We start from the raw sequence: 17,843 nt of genomic DNA, 5'->3' as shown, positions 1-17,843 counted from the left end.
ATGAGTTTAAAAGATGATTTGACCAAATTACGTGATGATGGTCTAAAAAATATTGAAAATGCAACTAATGTAAAAAAAATGAACGATGAAATAAAAGTTCATTTATTAGGTAAGAAGGGTCTTATTACTAAAGCTTTAAGAGGAATTAAAGATTTACCAGTTGAAGAACGTCCAAAAGTGGGTAGTTATTCTAATAAGATTCGTGATGATATCCAAACTGCTTTAGATAAGAAGCAAGAAGAGTTAGAAACTATTGCTTTGAATAAGAAGCTAGCATCAGAAAAAATTGACGTCACACTACCTGGTGATTCCGTAGCTAAAGGTCATCCACACGTTATTCAATCAATTATTGATGAAATTTCTGATATGTTCATGGGGATGGGTTATGAAGTATTAAGTGGACCAGAAGTTGAAGAAGATAAATATAATTTTGAAATGATGAATTTGCCTAAAAATCATCCTGCTAGAGATATGCAAGATACATTTTACATTACTAAAGATATTTTGATGAGAACACAAACTTCTCCAATGCAAGCTAGAACTTTAGAAAAACATGATTTTTCTAAAGGACCTTTAAAGATGATTTCTCCTGGAGTTGTTTATCGCCGTGATACTGATGATCCTACTCATTCTCATCAATTCCATCAAGTTGAAGGAATTGTAATTGATAAACATATTACAATGGCTGACTTAAAGGGTACTTTAGAATATTTATTACATCAATTATTTGGTGATAAATATGATATTAGACTAAGACCTAGTTACTTCCCATTCACTGAGCCATCAGTTGAAGCTGATGTTACATGTTTTAAATGTAATGGTAAGGGTTGTGAAGTATGTAAGCATACTGGATGGATTGAAGTGTTAGGTGCTGGAATGGTTCATCCTAATGTTCTAAAAATGGCTGGTGTTGATGCTGAATCTTATGGTGGATTTGCATTTGGTTTAGGCCCAGATCGTTTTGCAATGTTGAAATACGGTGTTGATGATATCCGTGATTTCTATCTAAATGATGTACGTTTCTTATCACAATTTAATTAAGGAGAATTTTATATGCGAGTATCTTATAAATGGCTTAAGGAATATATTGACTTAGATATTCCAGTTGATGAATTAGCCGAAAAAATTGAACGTTCTTCTGTTGAAGTTGATTCTGTTATAAAACCTAGTGAAGGACTTAAAAAAATCGTTGTTGGACAAATTTTGAGCTTAGAAGACCATCCTGATTCTGATCATTTACATATTTGTCAAGTTGATGTGGGTGACGATGAACCAGTACAAATTGTTTGTGGTGCTCCTAATGTTGAAAAAGGTAAAAAGGTAATAGTTGCATTATCAGGAGCTCGTATTGCCAACAATATTAAAATTAAAAAATCTAAGATGCGTGGTATCCAATCAAACGGAATGTTATGTGCATTAGATGAGATTGGTTATCCAAAAGATGTTGTGCCTAAAGAATGGGCTGATGGAATTTACTTTTTACCTAAAGATGCCAAAGTTGGTAATGATGTTTATAAATATATAGGGATGGATGATGAATTAATAGATTTAGATGTTACTCCTAATCGTGGCGATATGTTAAGTATGTATGGTACTATCCATGATCTATCAGCTATTTATAATAAGCCAGTTAATTTTGATAATGTTAAAGTTCAAAAAACTTCTGGTAAAAAGACCGCTGATCAAATTAGTAGTGATGTTGATAGCCAAATTGCTTTAACATATAAAAATCGTATTGTTAATAATGTTGAAATTAATCCAAGCCCATTATGGCTACAAATTCGTTTATGGAACGCTGGTATTAAACCAATTAATAACATTATTGATATTACTAATTATCTAATGCTTAAATTTGGTCAACCTATGCATGCATATGATTTAGATAAATTACATGGCAATAATATTTCTGTTAGAAATGCTAAAAAAGGTGAAAAAATTACTACTTTAGCTGAAGATGAAGTTGACTTAGACGAAAATGATATTGTAGTTGCCGATGATCGCCCAATTGCATTAGCCGGTGTTATTGGTGGAATTGATACCTCAATTACTAACGATACTAAAAATGTATTATTTGAATGTGCAGTGTTTGATCCAATTAAAGTTAGAAAAATGGCTCGTAAACATGTTATTCACACTGAAGCTTCACAAAGATTTGAACGTGGTATTAATCGTGGTGGTCTAGATGAAGTAATGGAAAATGCTTGTCAAATGAGTAATGAGTTGGCTAATGGTGAAGTTTGTGATGATACTTTAAACGGTAGTGAATTTAATGCTCAACCAGTTATAGTAAACATCACTTTAACTAAAATAAACCATGTTTTGGGAACAAATCTTTCAAGTGAACAAGTAAAAGATATATTTGAACGATTAGGTTTTGATACTAAAGTTGATGGGGATACTTTTGTAGTTACTGTACCAACACGTCGTTGGGATATTCATATCGATGCTGATTTAATTGAAGAAGTAGCTAGAATTTATGGATATGATAATCTTCCTTCAACATTGCCAACAACTACAATGACGACTGGAAAATTACAACCAAAACAACAACTAATTCGTAACAGTAGAAATATTTTAGAAGGACTAGGATTAACTCATGCTATTTCTTATGCTTTGACTAGCAAAGACAAAGCTAACATGTTTATGATGCAAAAATCATTTGAAACAAATTTAAGTTATCCTATGACCAATGATCATGAAACTTTAAGAATGAATTTAGTTACTGGTTTATTAGATGACATTGCATATAATAAAGCTAGAAATGTTCATGATGTTGCTTTATATGAACAAGGAAGAGTATTTTACAAAGAAAATGAGAATGAAGATAGACCTTCAGAAATAGAACATATTTCTGTAGCCATTACTGGTTCATTGTTACGTAGCACTTGGAATGAAAAAGCAAAAGAAGTTGATTTCTATCAAATTAAAGGGATTGTTGATAAATATTTAGAATCAATTGGTTTTGCTAATCAAGTTGAATACATTGCAAATGCAGACTATCCAGAAATGCATCCTGGTAGAACAGCTGATATTATGATTCATGGACATTATGTTGGATTTATTGGTGAAGTTCATCCTAATATTGCTAAAAAATTTAAGATTAATACTACTTATGTATTTGATTTGAATTTACAACTATTGAGCAATCTTCATAAGACCAATCAAAGTTATGAATCTATTTCAAAATATCCTTCTATTTCCAGAGATATTGCCATTTTGATTGATGAAAATATTACTAATAATGATATTTTGAATGTTATTAATAAACGTGGTGGAGCTTTCTTGAAACATGTAAAGTTATTTGATGTGTATAATGGAGAACATGTTCCAAGTGGTAAAAAATCAATGGCTTATAATTTAACATTCCAAAATAAAAGAGATACTTTAGTTGATGACGATGTAAATAAGGCGATGGATAAGATTCAAAGAAACCTTGAAAAAGAATTTGAAATTGAGATTCGTTAGTTTAAAAAATATGGAGGAATAAAATTGGCTAATAAATTAAAATCCAATGATTCTCCCAAGAAGCACAAAAATTTAGGAAGAAAGATTAGTTTTACTATTATTGGAATTTTGATAATATTAGGATGCTTCATATTTTTCTTAGGTCATCAATATTTGAATAGATCATTGCAACCACTTAATTCTCATGATAAAAGTGTAGTACAAATTAATATTCCTATGGGTGCTTCTGATAAGAAAATTGGGTCTATTTTACAAGATCAAAATGTTGTAAAAAGTGGGATGGTTTTTGACTACTTTGTTAACAGTCATCATTATTCTAATTTAAAAGCAGGATATTATGAGTTTTCACCATCTATGAGCTTAGATTTAATTGCTAAGAAATTAGAAAAAGGTGGATCAGCTCAACCTTTACAAGGTCGTTACGGTCGCTTTCTTATTAGGGAAGGCGATAATATAGAGCAAATATCTAAAAATGTTAATAGCAACAGTAAATATTCCAGCTCTGAATTTATAAGTTTAATGAATGATAAAGAATATTTATCACAGTTAAAAAAACAATATCCAGAGATGCTCAAGTCATCATTTAACGCTAAAGATACAAGATATAAATTAGAAGGCTATCTCTATCCGGCTACTTATAATTCTCAAAATGATGTTTCACTAAAAGACCTAATAAAACAAATGCTAGATAAAACTAATAATGAACTAAAGCCTTATTATAAAGAAATCGATAAAAAAGGTTTTTCAGTACAACAAGTATTAAGCTTGGCTTCGATGATTGAATTAGAAAGATATAGTGAATTTGATAGACAGCAAATTGCTGGGGTATTATTAAATCGTTTAAATAATGGATTACCACTTGAAATGAAATCCTCTATTTTGTATGCTAGTGGGAAAAGTTTTAATCAAAAAATTGACAAAAAGGATTATAAGATTAAATCTGCTTATAATTTATTTAAACATACTGGATATGGACCTGGACCAATTAGTAATCCAAGTATAAATTCTGTTAAGGCAGTGTTGAATCCTAAGAATATGGATAAAAATTATTTACACTTTTACATTGACCCTAAAAAGAATAAAGTTGTATTTTCTAGTAATTTGGTTAACACTAGTTCAGTAGTTAAGAACAATAATTATATGAGATAAAATTGATTTGGAGAGATTACTATGGTAGAAAATAAAAAACGTCCTGTTGTTATCGGGGTAACTGGCGGTTCTGGTAGTGGAAAAACTACTGTAAGTCGTGCAATTTTTAATCAATTATTAGGTCATTCAATAATGATACTTCAACAAGATTCTTACTATAAGGATCAGTCTCACAAAACTTGGGCTGAAAGAGAAGAAACCAATTATGATCATCCGTTAGCATTTGATACTGATTTGTTAATAGATGATTTACACAAATTATTGAATTATGAATCAATTGAAAAGCCAGTGTATGACTATACAAAATTAAACCGTAGTGATAAAACCATTACTCAAGAACCTAGAGATGTAATTATCCTTGAAGGTATTTTGATTTTAGATGACAAACGCTTAAGGGACTTAATGGATATTAAGGTATTTGTTGATACTGATGATGATATTCGCATTTTAAGAAGAATTCAACGCGATACAAAGGAAAGAGGACGTACGTTGGATGAAGTGGTTCAACAATACTTAGAAACTGTTAGACCAATGTATAATCAATTTGTAGAACCAAGTAAACGTTATGCTGATATAATTGTGCCGGAGGGTGGTAAAAATCAAGTTGCTATTGATTTATTAACCACAAAAATTCAATCAATTTTATTGAAGCATGGTAATAATAAAGTATTAAATAATATAGATACAACAATTTAATTTAAAGGAGATTTAGTATGGCTGAAGATAAAACATATCCAATGACTCTTGAAGGTAAAAAGAAACTTGAAGATGAATTGGAAGATTTAAGATTAAACCAAAGACCAAAAATTATTGAAAGAATTAAAATTGCTAGAAGTTATGGTGATTTATCTGAAAATTCTGAATATGAATCAGCTAAGAATGAACAAAGTATGCTAGAAAGTAGAATTACTACTGTGGAACATATGTTGCAATATTCTCAAGTTGTTGATAATGAAGATGTTGATAAAGATCTTGTAAATGTTGGTAAAACAGTTACTTTTAAAGAACTACCTGATGAAGATCCTGAAACATACCAAATTGTTGGGGCTGCTGAAGCGGATCCAATGTCTGGTAAAATTTCTAATGATTCACCAATTGCTAAGGGATTATTGGGTCATAAGACTAATGAAGAAGTTACCATTGAAATTCCTGCTGGTGATATGCAAGTTAAAATTATTGAAGTTAAATAATATATAAAATAAAAAAAGATTAGGCTATTGAATTGCCTAATCTTTTTTATTATTATCTTTTCTATTAATTATACTTTTAATACTAATAAAAATAATTGTTAATAGTGTAATTGTTATTCCTAAATTAAGTCCTCTTGGATAATAATATAGTTCAATATGGTGTTTTCCTTTTTTTATATTTTTAACACTTATAAATTCTCCTAACCACTTTGATTTACCATGCTCTTTATTATCAATTTTTACATTCCAACCATCTGAATATGGAATTGATGTTAACAAACTTCCATTCTTATTGAAATTAACATTAGAAGATATCATATTTTTATTATTAGATATGATATTTTGATGCTTAATTTTTGAAATATCATATTTGAATTTTTTGTAATTCAGATTATATATTCCAAAATTATTTGTAAATATACTTTGCTTTTTAAAATTAATGTCTATAGTTCCATCCTTTTTAGGAAGACTATATATTAACGAGTTTTGAAAATTCTTAGGTGATGTTAATTTTTCACCATCAATAAATACAGAGCAAATGTTAGGATTTAAATTACTAGGTAATACTATATATGGAATATATTGATTTCTATAATGATAATTTATTTCTACTGACGCACTTTTCAGAGGATCAATTTTTTTCAAAATTGTTTGGCCTAAAGATGGTGTATTATAAATATTTTTGAATTTTACTTTATAATTATTATCAACATTAAATACATTTTTGTTCGATGCTGATATTTGTTTTACTATATCATTTTGATAATCAATAGGATTTGTTGTATTCATTTTATTTTTAATACTATTAGTAGTACCAAAAATTAAAGGTAAACTCAAATTATTCCTTTTTATATCGAAATAATTTTTACTTTTTCTATTGTCTAATATGTCGTATCTATTTTCTGATTTTTGAATCATTGGATATTTTTTATAATTACCATTAAATGACAAAAAATATTTAAAATTTAATAATGAATCTGTAACTAAAGTACCATTAGAATAATTAATAGAGCCGGTATTATTAGGATTTCCAATGTTTGAATTAAAGGTAGCATTATTTTTATTCATAGTTGATGAAAATATTGAGCCACTGTTAAAGCCTAATTCCATGGGGTCATCTTGAGTTCTATAGAAATTTTTATTAATCCTGTAAAATGATTTATCGCCTTTACTAATCTTATTTATTTGCTCATTTAAAATTTTATTATATGAAGAATAATCACTATTAGTTACATATGAGATACTATTTAATGAGTTAAAAGCATTAATTCCCATGTCACAACAAGTAATTATAAAAATACTAATTATATACAGTTTAGAATGATTTAGTCTGGAAATGATTACTATGACAAACATGATTGCTATTAATAAAACTGAAACAACATATTTCATTGGTGATAAAAATGTAAAATTATTGATTTTTATTCCGACAGTTAATAATATGATTATTAACATGATTGCTATCTTTATTGTTATTTTATTATCAATTTTATTAGGTAAGTTATTAAATCCAATAGCGCCTAAATAGGTAACTAAAAAGCAAAAAATAAAAGAAAAACGGTATGGATACCAGATAGGAAATTGAAAAGCATGCCAAACTAAATCTAATGGTTCAAAACACATGGATATTAAAAATACAAAAGTTAAAGATAGGTACAATAATCTAAAATTCAACTTTATTTTATGGTTAAAGAAAAATGCTAAAACAGATATTAAAACAAGACTGCCTATAAAAATATTAGGATATCCACTGGGCATTTGATTAAAATTAAATGCTCCATTCATTAATTTAGGAATCATATTAAGAGGGTTATATTCTAATTTCCAGTTAAAATTATTAACGGTATATGACGCTTTGCCAGTTCTAAGTTTTATTATATTTGGAATTGTTAACCATGCTGAAAGCATAAATGATATTAAGTTTGCTCCAAAATATTTTAATATACTTTTGTATTTATGTTTTATTTTACTTTTATAATATATAGCGTAATTAGTTATAAAGTATAACAATGAAAAAATGCAGACCATATATGCCATATAGTAATTTACAATTATCATTATTGATAGTGATAGGATGTACAATTTGGATTTGTTATTATTAATTATGTTGTCTATTCCTAAAACAATAATTGGTAGTAAAATCATTGCATCTAGCCAAATTATGTTCAACTGGTTGGCAATGATCCATCCATTTAATGCATATGCGGTAGCAAATGTTGTTATTATTATATTTTTTTCGAATCCTTTTTTATTTAGCATATAGCCAAAACTTAATCCTGATAATCCGTATTTTAATAAAGTAACTAATAATAAACTACCATTCATAAAACTTTTTGGTAAAATTGCAATTATTAAATTTAGTGGACTCATTAAATAATATGACCAGATGCCAATCATTTCACCACCATATCCATTGGCAAAGGAATAAAAAAACTTATGTATATTCAAGCTGTTAATGGTTCTCTTATAAAATGCAAAAAAATCAACATATTGTTGCCCTAAGTCGACTGTTAAAATACTTCCGTTACCAAAAGGAAACATATTGCGATAAGCAAAGTAACATGCCATAATGATAAATGGAGTAAAAAAGCTTAAAATTAATGGTAGGTTATTTTTTGTAAACTTTTTAATATGCTTGATTATTATCATTCCTTTCATTAATTATGTTTATTTTTACATATATTATATAATAACATTTAAAGACATTAAAAAAATTTATAGCAAGGAGCTTTGAGAACCTTGAATAGTTTTCTTAAAAAAATATTTAATCATCAAGACAAAAATATTAATTCAAGAGTTCCTTTTCGTTTAAATATTATTTTATTTATCGTTGGAGCCTTATTTATTATTTTGGTGATTCAATTAGCATATCTACAAGTTGTTAATGGAAATCAATATAAAGCAGAAGTTAATAGATCTGATAACTCTATTAAGTATGGTAATGTACAAAGGGGGATGATTTATGATTCATCTGGGAGAGTTTTAGTTGGTAACAAAGCTCATCAAGCCATTCAATATACTAAAGAATTAGGGGTTACTACTAATGATCTTTATAACATTGCCAACAAATTAAGCAAATATTTGCATGTAGACTCTAGTGCATTAACATCTAGACAGGCAGCAGAATATTACTTATCTAATCCTGACAATTTAAAATCAGTTGAAAATCAGTTGAAATTGCCTGCTAATTCAACTCCAGATACTCAATACAATGCATCACTTGATAAAGTACAAGCTGATAAAATGTATAATAATATTAACAATTATAAAAATGCAGCTACTATTTTTCAAAAAATGAGTGGTGCATACCAATTATCAACAACTTTTATTAAAACTACTGGGGTTACTAATAAAGAATTATCTGAGGTTGGAGAACATCTAACAGATATGCCAGGAATCCAAATTGGTAATAGTTGGACTAGAGAATATCCTAATGGTAATGCTATTCAAAGTGTTGTAGGAACAGTTTCTTCTGAAAAGACAGGATTACCAGTTGATCGGATTAACACTTTGTTATCTCAAGGTTATTCAAGAAATGATAGTGTTGGTCAAAGTTATTTAGAACAAGAATATGAACCAGCACTAAGAGGATCTAAATCTCAGACTTTAATTAAGAGTGGCAGTTTAGATAAAGCAGTACAACAATATGGAGGTCAAAAAGGAGATAATCTTCAATTAACCATTAACTCTCAATTTGAAAAGAAACTCCAATCACTAGTGGAAAATGCTCAAATGTCTGGTAATTCTACTGGTGCATACGCTGTAGTTATGAATCCCAAAGATGGATCTGTTATAGGTATGGGAGGAGTTAATAGAAATCCTAAAACTGGTAAATTAACTCCGAATGCATTAGGAACAATTAATAGTGCTATTACAATGGGTTCTGTAGTTAAGGGGGCCACAGTATCAGGGGCATTAATGGATAATGTGATTACTCCAACTAATTCAACACTAACTGATAAGCCCATTTTAACTGGTGGTATTAAAAAGAGTTCATGGTTTAATCACAATGGTTCAGCTAATTTACCAGTAGATGCTTCAACAGCCCTCGAAGTTTCATCTAACTCTTATATGATGCAGTTAGCTATGAAAGAAGCAAAGTTCCATTACTTTTCTGGAGCTCCATTAACTATGAATCCAGATGTTTTTGATATTGAAAGAGGTTACTTTAATCAATTTGGTTTAGGTGTTAAAACCGGAATTGATTTACCTGGTGAAACTAAAGGAATACAAGGACCTGGAGGTTTCTCTAATATTGGTAAAGCACTTGATTTATCATATGGTAACTATGATGGTTATACAACGATGCAAGTGGCTCAATATATTTCTACTATTGCTAATGGAGGATATCGAATCAAACCACATGTAGTGCAAAATATTAGAGCTTCTAATAAAGATGGTAAATTGGGCAGAATAAAGTACTCAGTTACACCTGATATTTTAAATAAGGTAGATATGACTCCGGCACAAAGAAAAATCGTTACAGATGGCTTTTATAAAGTTGTGCATGGAACAAGTCAATATAGAACAGGTATTGATTTAAACCAAATTAAGCCTGAAGTATCAGCTAAGACAGGTACTGCCCAAACATTTTATGATAAACAAAGTACAGTTACTTTAAGTTTAGGATCATTTGCTCCATCTAAGAATCCACAAGTGGTTGTTGCACTTGCTATTCCTAATTTGCCAGATGATGCTGAAAGTAATAATATTAATTTAGCTAAACAAATATATGCTGCTTATTGGAAATATGTCCAATCAGATAAAGGTTTAGAATAAAAATATAGGTGTTAAGTAATTTTCCTTAACAATATTTATATAAACTCTGGTCAAATCGCTAAAAAAATGATAATATATTAAAAGTTGACAGTTGTTTATATCTATAAATTATAAATAAAGTAAATTTGGAGGTGTAACACTAATGAGAGTACACATTACACTAGAATGTACAGAATGTCACGAACGTAATTACCTATCTACTAAGAGCCGTCGTAACAATCCTGACCGTTTGGAATTAAAGAAATATTGTCCACGTCAAAGAAAAGTTACATTACATCGTGAAACAAAATAAGGATTAGGGTTTAAAGCCCAATCCTTTTTTTATATCTTGGGGTATATATAAATGATTAAATCTGATATTAGAAAAGAAATTATTAATAATTTGAAGGTAACTAATCATAATGGCTTAGATAAAATATATGATAATTTATTTAGTAGGTCAGAATGGAAAAACAGTAATTCTGTAGCTATAACTATGAGTTTGCCTTTTGAATTTGATACTAAACCAATTATCAGAAAAGCGTTGAGAGATAATAAAAAAATTTTAATTCCTAAAGTTGTTTCTAAAAATGTTATGATATTTATTGAATGCAACGAAAAAACTATTTTAAAAAAAAGTTCTTTTGGTATATATGAACCAGTTAAAGGATCAAGTTTTCCTATAAATAATATAGGATTAATGATTGTTCCAGGAATAGCTTTTTCAACAGAAACTGGTGATCGATTAGGATTTGGTGGAGGTTTTTATGATCGAATTTTAAAACAATATCCTGGCAATACTATTTCTATAGGGCTCCCAGAACAAATATATCGTCAACCAATTTGGAAAGTAGATGATTTTGATCAGAAAGTTAAAACAATTATATATTAAATTGAAAAATTCAAATTTTTACAGGAAGATGGATGAAAGACCTTTTTTTACTGAACTTATATTAATTATAATGGCCTTTATTTACCTATTTGGACTTTTAACTAATACTAGCCAATTAATTATTACTAATGGCGCTATGATTAAACCACTGATTATATATTATGGTGAATGGTGGAGATTTATTACGCCAATATTTATTCATCTTGGCTTTTTGCACATACTAATGAATGGAATTAGTTTATACTATGTTGGAATTCAAATTGAAAAAATATTTGGGCATATAAGATTTTTAACTATTTTTATGCTTTCAGGTATAATGGGTAATATTATAAGTTTTGCATTTTCTAGTGGATTAAGTGCAGGTGCAAGTACTGCCATCTTTGGATTATTTGGTGTATTTTTAATGTTAGGTGAAAACTTTCGTGATAACTTCGCGGTTAGACAAATGTCACAAAGTTTTTTATTATTAATAATTGTTAATATCGTTTTTGACTTGTTAAGCTCAGGTATTGATATAGCTGGCCATTTAGGAGGATTAATTGGCGGATTCTTTATACCATATTTTATAGGTATTCCAAATTATAAAATGAATAAGTCTAAAAAAATATTATCTTTTGTAGTATTAATGATAATAGTAATTTTTTGCCTAAAGACTGGATATATGTCAAATAATTAGTGCATTTTTTTTTAGGATGTGGGACAATGAATACGTTGTATGATGTGCAGCAATTATTAAAAAAATTTGGTATCTATGTTTATGTAGGAAAAAGACTATGGGACATTGAAGTAATGGCTTTAGAATTAGACCATTTACATGAATCCAAAGTAATAACTAAAGAAGAATTCTTACAGGCTAAATTAGTTTTGAAACATGAACATAGAATCGAAGAAAATAAAACTAAGGATAACAATATTTAGGAGGAATCTACAATGGTACGTAAGTTGATTGGAATTGATTTAGGAGGAACTACTACAAAGTTAGCATTTTTAACTGATAGCGGTGAAATTTTAGATAAGTGGGCTATTACTACAGATGTAAGCGCTAACGGAAGTAAAATTGTTCCCAACATTATTAAGTCTATTACTCAAAAAATGGAAAACTCTGATCATAAAATCGATGACTTTGTAGGAATCGGTATGGGAACTCCAGGTTCAGTAGATCGTGCAAATGGAACAGTTGTTGGTGCTTATAACTTAAATTGGAAGACTACTCAAAATATTAAAGATCAAATCGAACAAGCATTAGGACTTCCTTTTTCAGTAGACAACGATGCTAATGTTGCTTCTCTTGGAGAATATTGGCAAGGTGCTGGTAGTAAAGATTCTGATGTAGTATTCGTTACTTTAGGAACTGGTGTTGGTGGTGGTGTTATCATCAATGGAGAACTAGCACATGGTGTTAATGGTGGTGCTGGTGAAATTGGCCATATTACCGTTGAACCTGGTGGATTTATGTGTACTTGTGGTAAAAGAGGCTGTTTAGAACAATATGCTTCTGCTACAGGAGTAGTTAATGTTGCTAAAAGTTTATCTACTGAATTTACTGGAAATTCTAGACTTAAAGAAATGATTATTAATGGTGAAGAAATTACTTCTAAAATTGTTTTCTTCTTAGCAGATAATGGTGATATTTTTGCAAATCAAGTTGTAGATCGTGTATGTTACTTCTTAGGTTTAGCATTAGCTAATGTTGGTAATACATTAAATCCAGGTAATATTGTTATTGGTGGTGGTGTATCAAATGCTGGCAACACTTTATTACAACCAACCACTAAATATTTCCAAGAAAATGCATTTAGACCAGTTCGTGATTCTACCAAAATTCGTTTAGCTCAATTAGGTAATGATGCTGGAGTTATTGGTGCTGGATCATTAGCTTTAAGAAATGCAAAAAATTAAACAAATAATTTAATTAGGGGGAATCATAATGATTTCACTTATGATAGTTTTATTAATTATTGTGGCTTTTTTTGTCATTAATCTTTCAACTAGGTTAAGAGCCAAAAAGGCTGCTAAAATAGTTAGTGAAAATGGATTTCAAAAGGGCAGTCATCGTGGACAAATAATTGATCTCAGAGAGACGAGAGATTTTGATGCTGGACATATCTTAGGTGCAAGAAGTATGCCATATTCAACTCTGAAAAATTTTTATGGTAATATCAGATCTGATTTGCCTGTATACTTATATGATCAAGGAATGACTATTAGTATGCGAGCTGCGATATTATTAAATAAAAAAGGATATAAAAAGATTTATATCTTAAAAAGTGGTTATCGTAATTGGAATGGTAAGACTAAAAAATAAATGCTTTACAATAAAAATAAACCTATTTAAAGCCAAACTATTAATTGGCTTTAAATAGGTTTATTTTTTAACTTAAATTATTTTTTAGTTTAAGTGAGCTGAACGTTGTTTGCGCAAAACTCTTTTTCTATTTTCGTCAAGTTTCTGCTCATGATTTTCAACAGGTTCAACAACTGTTTTCTTGAAAGAGAATAATGCACCTACAACAGCACTTAATGTTGCTAATACCCCAAGAAAGAATCCGTTTCCAAATTTTTTCATTATAATACCCTCCTTATTTGTTTATGTATAATTTTCATACAATTCTATTATGCAAGATTTATATTAATATATCCAGTTTTGTGTTTATTTTTATTCAATAATTTATTACTATTAGTATACTGATTATTTAAACGAAATGACGTGATTTTATGTATAAAGTTCTAATAATAGCTGGACCAACGGCTGTTGGGAAGACTGATTTGTCTATTAAATTGGCCAAACAATTTAATGGAGAGATTATTTCTGGAGATTCAATGCAAATATATCGTAATTTAAATATTGGTACTGCCAAAGTTACGGAAAAAGAAAAACAAGGTATTAAGCATCATCTTATTAATATTAAAAATGTTGAAGAAACATATTCTGCTTCTGAATTTGTATCAGATGCTAAAAAATTAATAAAAGAAATATCTGACAAAGATAAATTGCCAATTATAGTTGGTGGTACTGGCTTTTATTTGCAATCTCTTGTTGATGGGTTTAATTTTGGAGACGGTTCTTCAGTTGATAATTCATTTAGAAATGAGATGCATAAAAAAGCCGTTCAAAATGGTAAATATGCTTTATGGAAAGAGTTAGATTTAATTGATCATGATGCAGCAATTAATATTCCAGTTAACAATGAAAGGCGTATAATCAGAGCGGTAGAATTTTATAAACAAACTGGCGAAAAGTTTTCTGCCCAATCTGATAACAATGATGATGAAATCGATAGTTATATTGTTGCTTTGAATACTAACCGTTCATTGTTATACGATCGTATTAATAAACGAGTGGACCTAATGTTTGATGGAGACCTTTTGGAAGAAAATAAATGGCTGTATCAACACGGCGGATTATCATTGCCTGCATGTAAAGGTATTGGTTATAAAGAATTTAATGAATATTTTAATGGAAATAAGTTGGTTTCTGATATAAAAGATTTGATTAAAAAAAATTCAAGACATTATGCCAAAAGACAACTTACATGGTTTAGAAATAAAATGGATGTGACATGGTATGACATTTTATCTGATAATCATCAAATTGATGCAATAAAAAAAGACATTATTAAATGGAAAAAGAGTTAATAATTAAACTCATGTTATGTTATGTTACATATTAACTTGACATACTTAATTATAATGTTATTATAAAACTATTAGAGGGAGTTATTTATGAAAGAAAAGGACTTAAGACGTTCATTATCAGTTTTGCCAATAGGTACTGTTATGAAACTTACTAGTTTAACTGCTAGACAAATTAGATATTATGAAGAACAAGGTTTGGTTTCTCCAGAAAGAAATGAGGGAAATCGAAGAATGTATTCTTTAAATGATATCGATTTAATTTTGGAAATTAAAGACTATATATCTGATGGCATGAACATTTCTAAAATTAAGAATGTTTATGAACAGAGAAAGCAGGAGGCTTTTAATAGCGGTTCTAGAAACAAATTATCAGACCAAGAAGCAAGAAGATTGCTATCTGATGAATTGTTAAACGTTGGTGGATTAAACTCAAAAGACGTTAAAGGCAATAATTCTTTTTAATTAAATCTAATCAAAATGTTAGGGGTAGAGTTAAATGGCTACAAAACATGATTATTCAAAAGACGATATTCGTCGAATCGTAAAAGAAGAAGACGTTAAATTCCTAAGACTAATGTTTACCGATGTTTTAGGAACATTAAAAAATGTTGAAGTTCCAATCAGTCAATTAGATGATTTGCTTGATAACAAATTAATGTTTGACGGATCTTCTATTGAAGGTTTCGTTAGAATTGAAGAAAGTGATATGTACTTACACCCAGATCTTTCAACTTGGATGATTTTCCCATGGAGTTCAGAAAGAGGTAAAATTGCTAGAGTAATTTGTGAAGTTTATAAAACTAATGGTGAACCATTTGAAGGAGATCCTCGTAATAATTTAATTCGTGTCTTAAAGGATATGAAGGATGCTGGATATACTTCATTTAATATTGGACCTGAACCTGAATTTTTCTTATTTAAGATGGACGAAAATGGAAAACCAACTACAAAGTTGAATGATCATGGTAGTTATTTCGATATGGCTCCACTAGATTTAGGTGGAAACTGTCGTCGAGATATTGTTTTAACTCTTGAAGAAATGGGCTTTGATGTTGAAGCAGCCCATCATGAAGTAGCTCCTGGACAACATGAAATTGATTTTAAATACGCGGATGCTTTGAACGCTGCTGATAATATTCAAACGTTTAAACTAGTTGTTAAAACAGTTGCTAGAAAACACGGACTTTATGCTACATTTATGCCAAAACCATTAAGTGGTATTAATGGATCAGGTATGCATTTAAATATGTCATTGTTTAACAATGATGGGGATGCTTTTTATGATAAAAATGGTGAATTACAATTATCTGAAACTGCTTATCATTTCTTAGGTGGACTGATGAAACATGCTAAGAGCTATACTGCTATTTGTGATCCAATCGTTAACTCATATAAACGTTTAGTTCCTGGATATGAAGCACCTGTTTATGTAGCTTGGTCTGGATCAAATCGTTCACCATTAATTAGAGTGCCTAATGCTCGTGGATTAGCAACTAGACTAGAATTGAGAAGTGCTGATCCAACAGCTAATCCATATATGGCCATTGCTTCTGTATTAGAAGCTGGATTAGATGGATTAAGAAATGAAATTGTTCCACCAAAGAGTGTTGATAGAAATATTTATCATATGAATGCTCAAGAAAGAAAAGATAATCAGATTGTTAATTTGCCAGATGACTTATTGGATGGCCTTAAAGAATTATCTTCTGATAAGACTATGAAACATGCGTTGGGTGAGAAGATTTTCAATAGTTTCTTAGCTGCTAAGCATTTAGAATATGATGCATATCGCGCACAAGTTTCTGAATGGGAAAGAGACCAATACATGGAACAATATTAAAATATTTATTTTTAAAAGAGGCTATATATAATTTATAGTCTCTTTTTTCTTGAATTTATTTTTATTAATGTTAAAATTTTAAATTGTTTTGAAGGAAGTGAATATTTTGTTTGATTTTGAAAATATGTTAAAAAAATCAATAGCTAATTTTAGATTATCTGAGCAAAAAGATAACTTTACAGTAAATAAAAGTAATCGGTTACAAAAAGCATATATTAATTTAGATATTAGTTTAGCTAAATTAGCTAAAGATTCTAAACGATTTAGTATTTTATCTAATCCTAATGTAAATATTGATATTATGGATTATAAAAATACTATGATAAAAGACTTTACTAAAAGTATGAATCTTTTCTTTTTAGTAGCAAACTTAAAAAATTGGAATCATCTTATTATTATTTCTGAGAATGAACAAAAAAAACTGTTTAAAAATAAAGCTGATAATGAATTTAGCAATGTTTACTTAGTTATTAAGAAAATGATGATTAATAGTTTGTTTAATCATAGTGAAAAAGATTTTACATATGCTTGGAAGATCTTTAATAAATTTGGTATTGTAGATATGAATTTAAATATTGATGAGGTATCTAAAGAATTTTTTAATAAAAATTAAAAAAAGTGTTGACACCTATCTATATTTTTAATATAATTATTTTTGTTGGTTATTTGTTGTCGCAGTAGCTCAGCAGGATAGAGCAACGGTCTTCTAAACCGTAGGTCAAGAGTTCGAATCTCTTCTGCGACATTAGTTATTTTCTAAAAACACATTACAAAATTGTAATGTGTTTTTTTGTTGACTAATTACTATAACATGTGTATACTTACGTTGTTGTATTTGTGGACTTTCACAGCTACAACCGCATGGAATGAGTATTAAGTTTCATATTAATGAACGCTTATTTTCGGCGAGTCT

18 protein-coding genes, 1 tRNA gene and 1 other annotated feature (1 of these 20 only partly in view) are annotated in these 17,843 nt (G+C 29.1%); of the genes, 17 read left to right on the top strand and 2 right to left on the bottom strand.

The annotated features are described in order from the left end of the window. Genes pheS through greA form a run of 5 tightly spaced genes read left to right on the top strand, consistent with a single transcriptional unit; the run spans position 1 to position 5,804 of the window. Positions 1–1,041 (top strand): phenylalanine--tRNA ligase subunit alpha, encoded by a 1,041-nt coding sequence (pheS, locus tag C7N71_RS03435; RefSeq protein ID WP_105987757.1) that lies wholly within the window; start codon positions 1–3, stop codon positions 1,039–1,041. Positions 1,042–1,053: 12 nt separating this feature from the next. Next, entirely contained in the window at positions 1,054–3,465 is a 2,412-nt protein-coding gene (pheT, locus tag C7N71_RS03430; RefSeq protein ID WP_105987756.1) for a phenylalanine--tRNA ligase subunit beta, read from the top strand. Between the two features lie 24 nt (positions 3,466–3,489). Further along, complete coding sequence (gene mltG / locus C7N71_RS03425) at positions 3,490–4,614, top strand: endolytic transglycosylase MltG (protein ID WP_157944348.1); 1,125 nt, start codon at positions 3,490–3,492, stop codon at positions 4,612–4,614. A gap of 21 nt (positions 4,615–4,635) precedes the next feature. Continuing rightward, complete coding sequence (udk, locus tag C7N71_RS03420) at positions 4,636–5,310, top strand: uridine kinase (protein ID WP_105964521.1); 675 nt, start codon at positions 4,636–4,638, stop codon at positions 5,308–5,310. Between the two features lie 17 nt (positions 5,311–5,327). Then, positions 5,328–5,804, top strand: coding sequence for a transcription elongation factor GreA (greA, locus tag C7N71_RS03415; RefSeq protein WP_105955952.1), 477 nt, complete (start codon positions 5,328–5,330; stop codon positions 5,802–5,804). Between the two features lie 36 nt (positions 5,805–5,840). Here greA and C7N71_RS03410 read toward each other — a convergent pair whose 3' ends face one another. Next, positions 5,841–8,453, bottom strand: coding sequence for a YfhO family protein (locus C7N71_RS03410; RefSeq protein WP_157944347.1), 2,613 nt, complete (start codon positions 8,451–8,453; stop codon positions 5,841–5,843). Positions 8,454–8,543: 90 nt separating this feature from the next. Between C7N71_RS03410 and C7N71_RS03405 the strand changes: the two genes are divergently transcribed. The 7 genes from C7N71_RS03405 (at position 8,544) to C7N71_RS03375 (ending at position 13,759) form a co-directional block, all read left to right on the top strand. Continuing rightward, positions 8,544–10,583: a peptidoglycan D,D-transpeptidase FtsI family protein gene (locus C7N71_RS03405; RefSeq protein ID WP_181399354.1), complete on the top strand. Its 2,040-nt coding sequence runs from the start codon at positions 8,544–8,546 to the stop codon at positions 10,581–10,583. Between the two features lie 142 nt (positions 10,584–10,725). Continuing rightward, positions 10,726–10,875 (top strand): 50S ribosomal protein L33, encoded by a 150-nt coding sequence (gene rpmG, locus C7N71_RS03400; RefSeq protein ID WP_105964525.1) that lies wholly within the window; start codon positions 10,726–10,728, stop codon positions 10,873–10,875. Between the two features lie 51 nt (positions 10,876–10,926). Further along, positions 10,927–11,454, top strand: coding sequence for a 5-formyltetrahydrofolate cyclo-ligase (locus tag C7N71_RS03395; RefSeq protein ID WP_105987753.1), 528 nt, complete (start codon positions 10,927–10,929; stop codon positions 11,452–11,454). A 1-nt stretch (position 11,455) separates the two neighbouring features. Then, positions 11,456–12,130: a rhomboid family intramembrane serine protease gene (locus tag C7N71_RS03390; RefSeq protein ID WP_225361873.1), complete on the top strand. Its 675-nt coding sequence runs from the start codon at positions 11,456–11,458 to the stop codon at positions 12,128–12,130. A 26-nt stretch (positions 12,131–12,156) separates the two neighbouring features. Next, positions 12,157–12,372, top strand: coding sequence for a YqgQ family protein (locus tag C7N71_RS03385; protein ID WP_105964528.1), 216 nt, complete (start codon positions 12,157–12,159; stop codon positions 12,370–12,372). Positions 12,373–12,384: 12 nt separating this feature from the next. Continuing rightward, a complete protein-coding gene (locus C7N71_RS03380; protein ID WP_105964529.1) occupies positions 12,385–13,353 on the top strand; it encodes an ROK family glucokinase in 969 nt (322 codons plus the stop codon). 28 nt (positions 13,354–13,381) lie between these two features. After that, positions 13,382–13,759, top strand: a complete 378-nt coding sequence (locus C7N71_RS03375) for a rhodanese-like domain-containing protein (protein ID WP_105987751.1) — start codon at positions 13,382–13,384, stop codon at positions 13,757–13,759. 84 nt (positions 13,760–13,843) lie between these two features. On the opposite strand, the gene C7N71_RS03370 is transcribed toward C7N71_RS03375, so the two are convergent. Then, positions 13,844–14,020, bottom strand: coding sequence for a DUF3042 family protein (locus tag C7N71_RS03370; RefSeq protein ID WP_105955957.1), 177 nt, complete (start codon positions 14,018–14,020; stop codon positions 13,844–13,846). 149 nt (positions 14,021–14,169) lie between these two features. Here C7N71_RS03370 and miaA point away from each other — a divergent pair, with 149 nt between their 5' ends. The 5 genes from miaA to C7N71_RS03345 all read left to right on the top strand — a co-directional run bounded on the left by miaA (position 14,170) and on the right by C7N71_RS03345 (position 17,675). Next, positions 14,170–15,090, top strand: a complete 921-nt coding sequence (gene miaA, locus C7N71_RS03365; RefSeq protein WP_105987750.1) for a tRNA (adenosine(37)-N6)-dimethylallyltransferase MiaA — start codon at positions 14,170–14,172, stop codon at positions 15,088–15,090. Positions 15,091–15,177: 87 nt separating this feature from the next. Continuing rightward, on the top strand, positions 15,178–15,552 hold the full coding sequence (locus tag C7N71_RS03360) for a MerR family transcriptional regulator (RefSeq protein ID WP_105987749.1): 375 nt from the start codon (positions 15,178–15,180) through the stop codon (positions 15,550–15,552). 34 nt (positions 15,553–15,586) lie between these two features. Continuing rightward, positions 15,587–16,930, top strand: a complete 1,344-nt coding sequence (gene glnA, locus C7N71_RS03355) for a type I glutamate--ammonia ligase (protein WP_105987748.1) — start codon at positions 15,587–15,589, stop codon at positions 16,928–16,930. A gap of 106 nt (positions 16,931–17,036) precedes the next feature. Next, positions 17,037–17,543 carry a hypothetical protein gene (locus tag C7N71_RS03350; protein ID WP_105987747.1) on the top strand — a complete coding sequence of 169 codons (507 nt, stop codon included), beginning with the start codon at positions 17,037–17,039 and terminating at the stop codon, positions 17,541–17,543. 58 nt (positions 17,544–17,601) lie between these two features. Beyond that, a tRNA-Arg gene (locus C7N71_RS03345) sits at positions 17,602–17,675 on the top strand. A 100-nt stretch (positions 17,676–17,775) separates the two neighbouring features. Then, positions 17,776–17,843, top strand: a sequence feature (ribosomal protein L21 leader region) (it continues 10 nt past the right edge of the window).

The organism is Apilactobacillus timberlakei (assembly GCF_002993965.1).
GTDB classification, from domain to species: Bacteria; Bacillota; Bacilli; order Lactobacillales; family Lactobacillaceae; genus Apilactobacillus; species Apilactobacillus timberlakei.
Note: the sequence above shows the minus strand (reverse complement) of the source record. Positions and strands in the feature narration are given on the sequence as shown.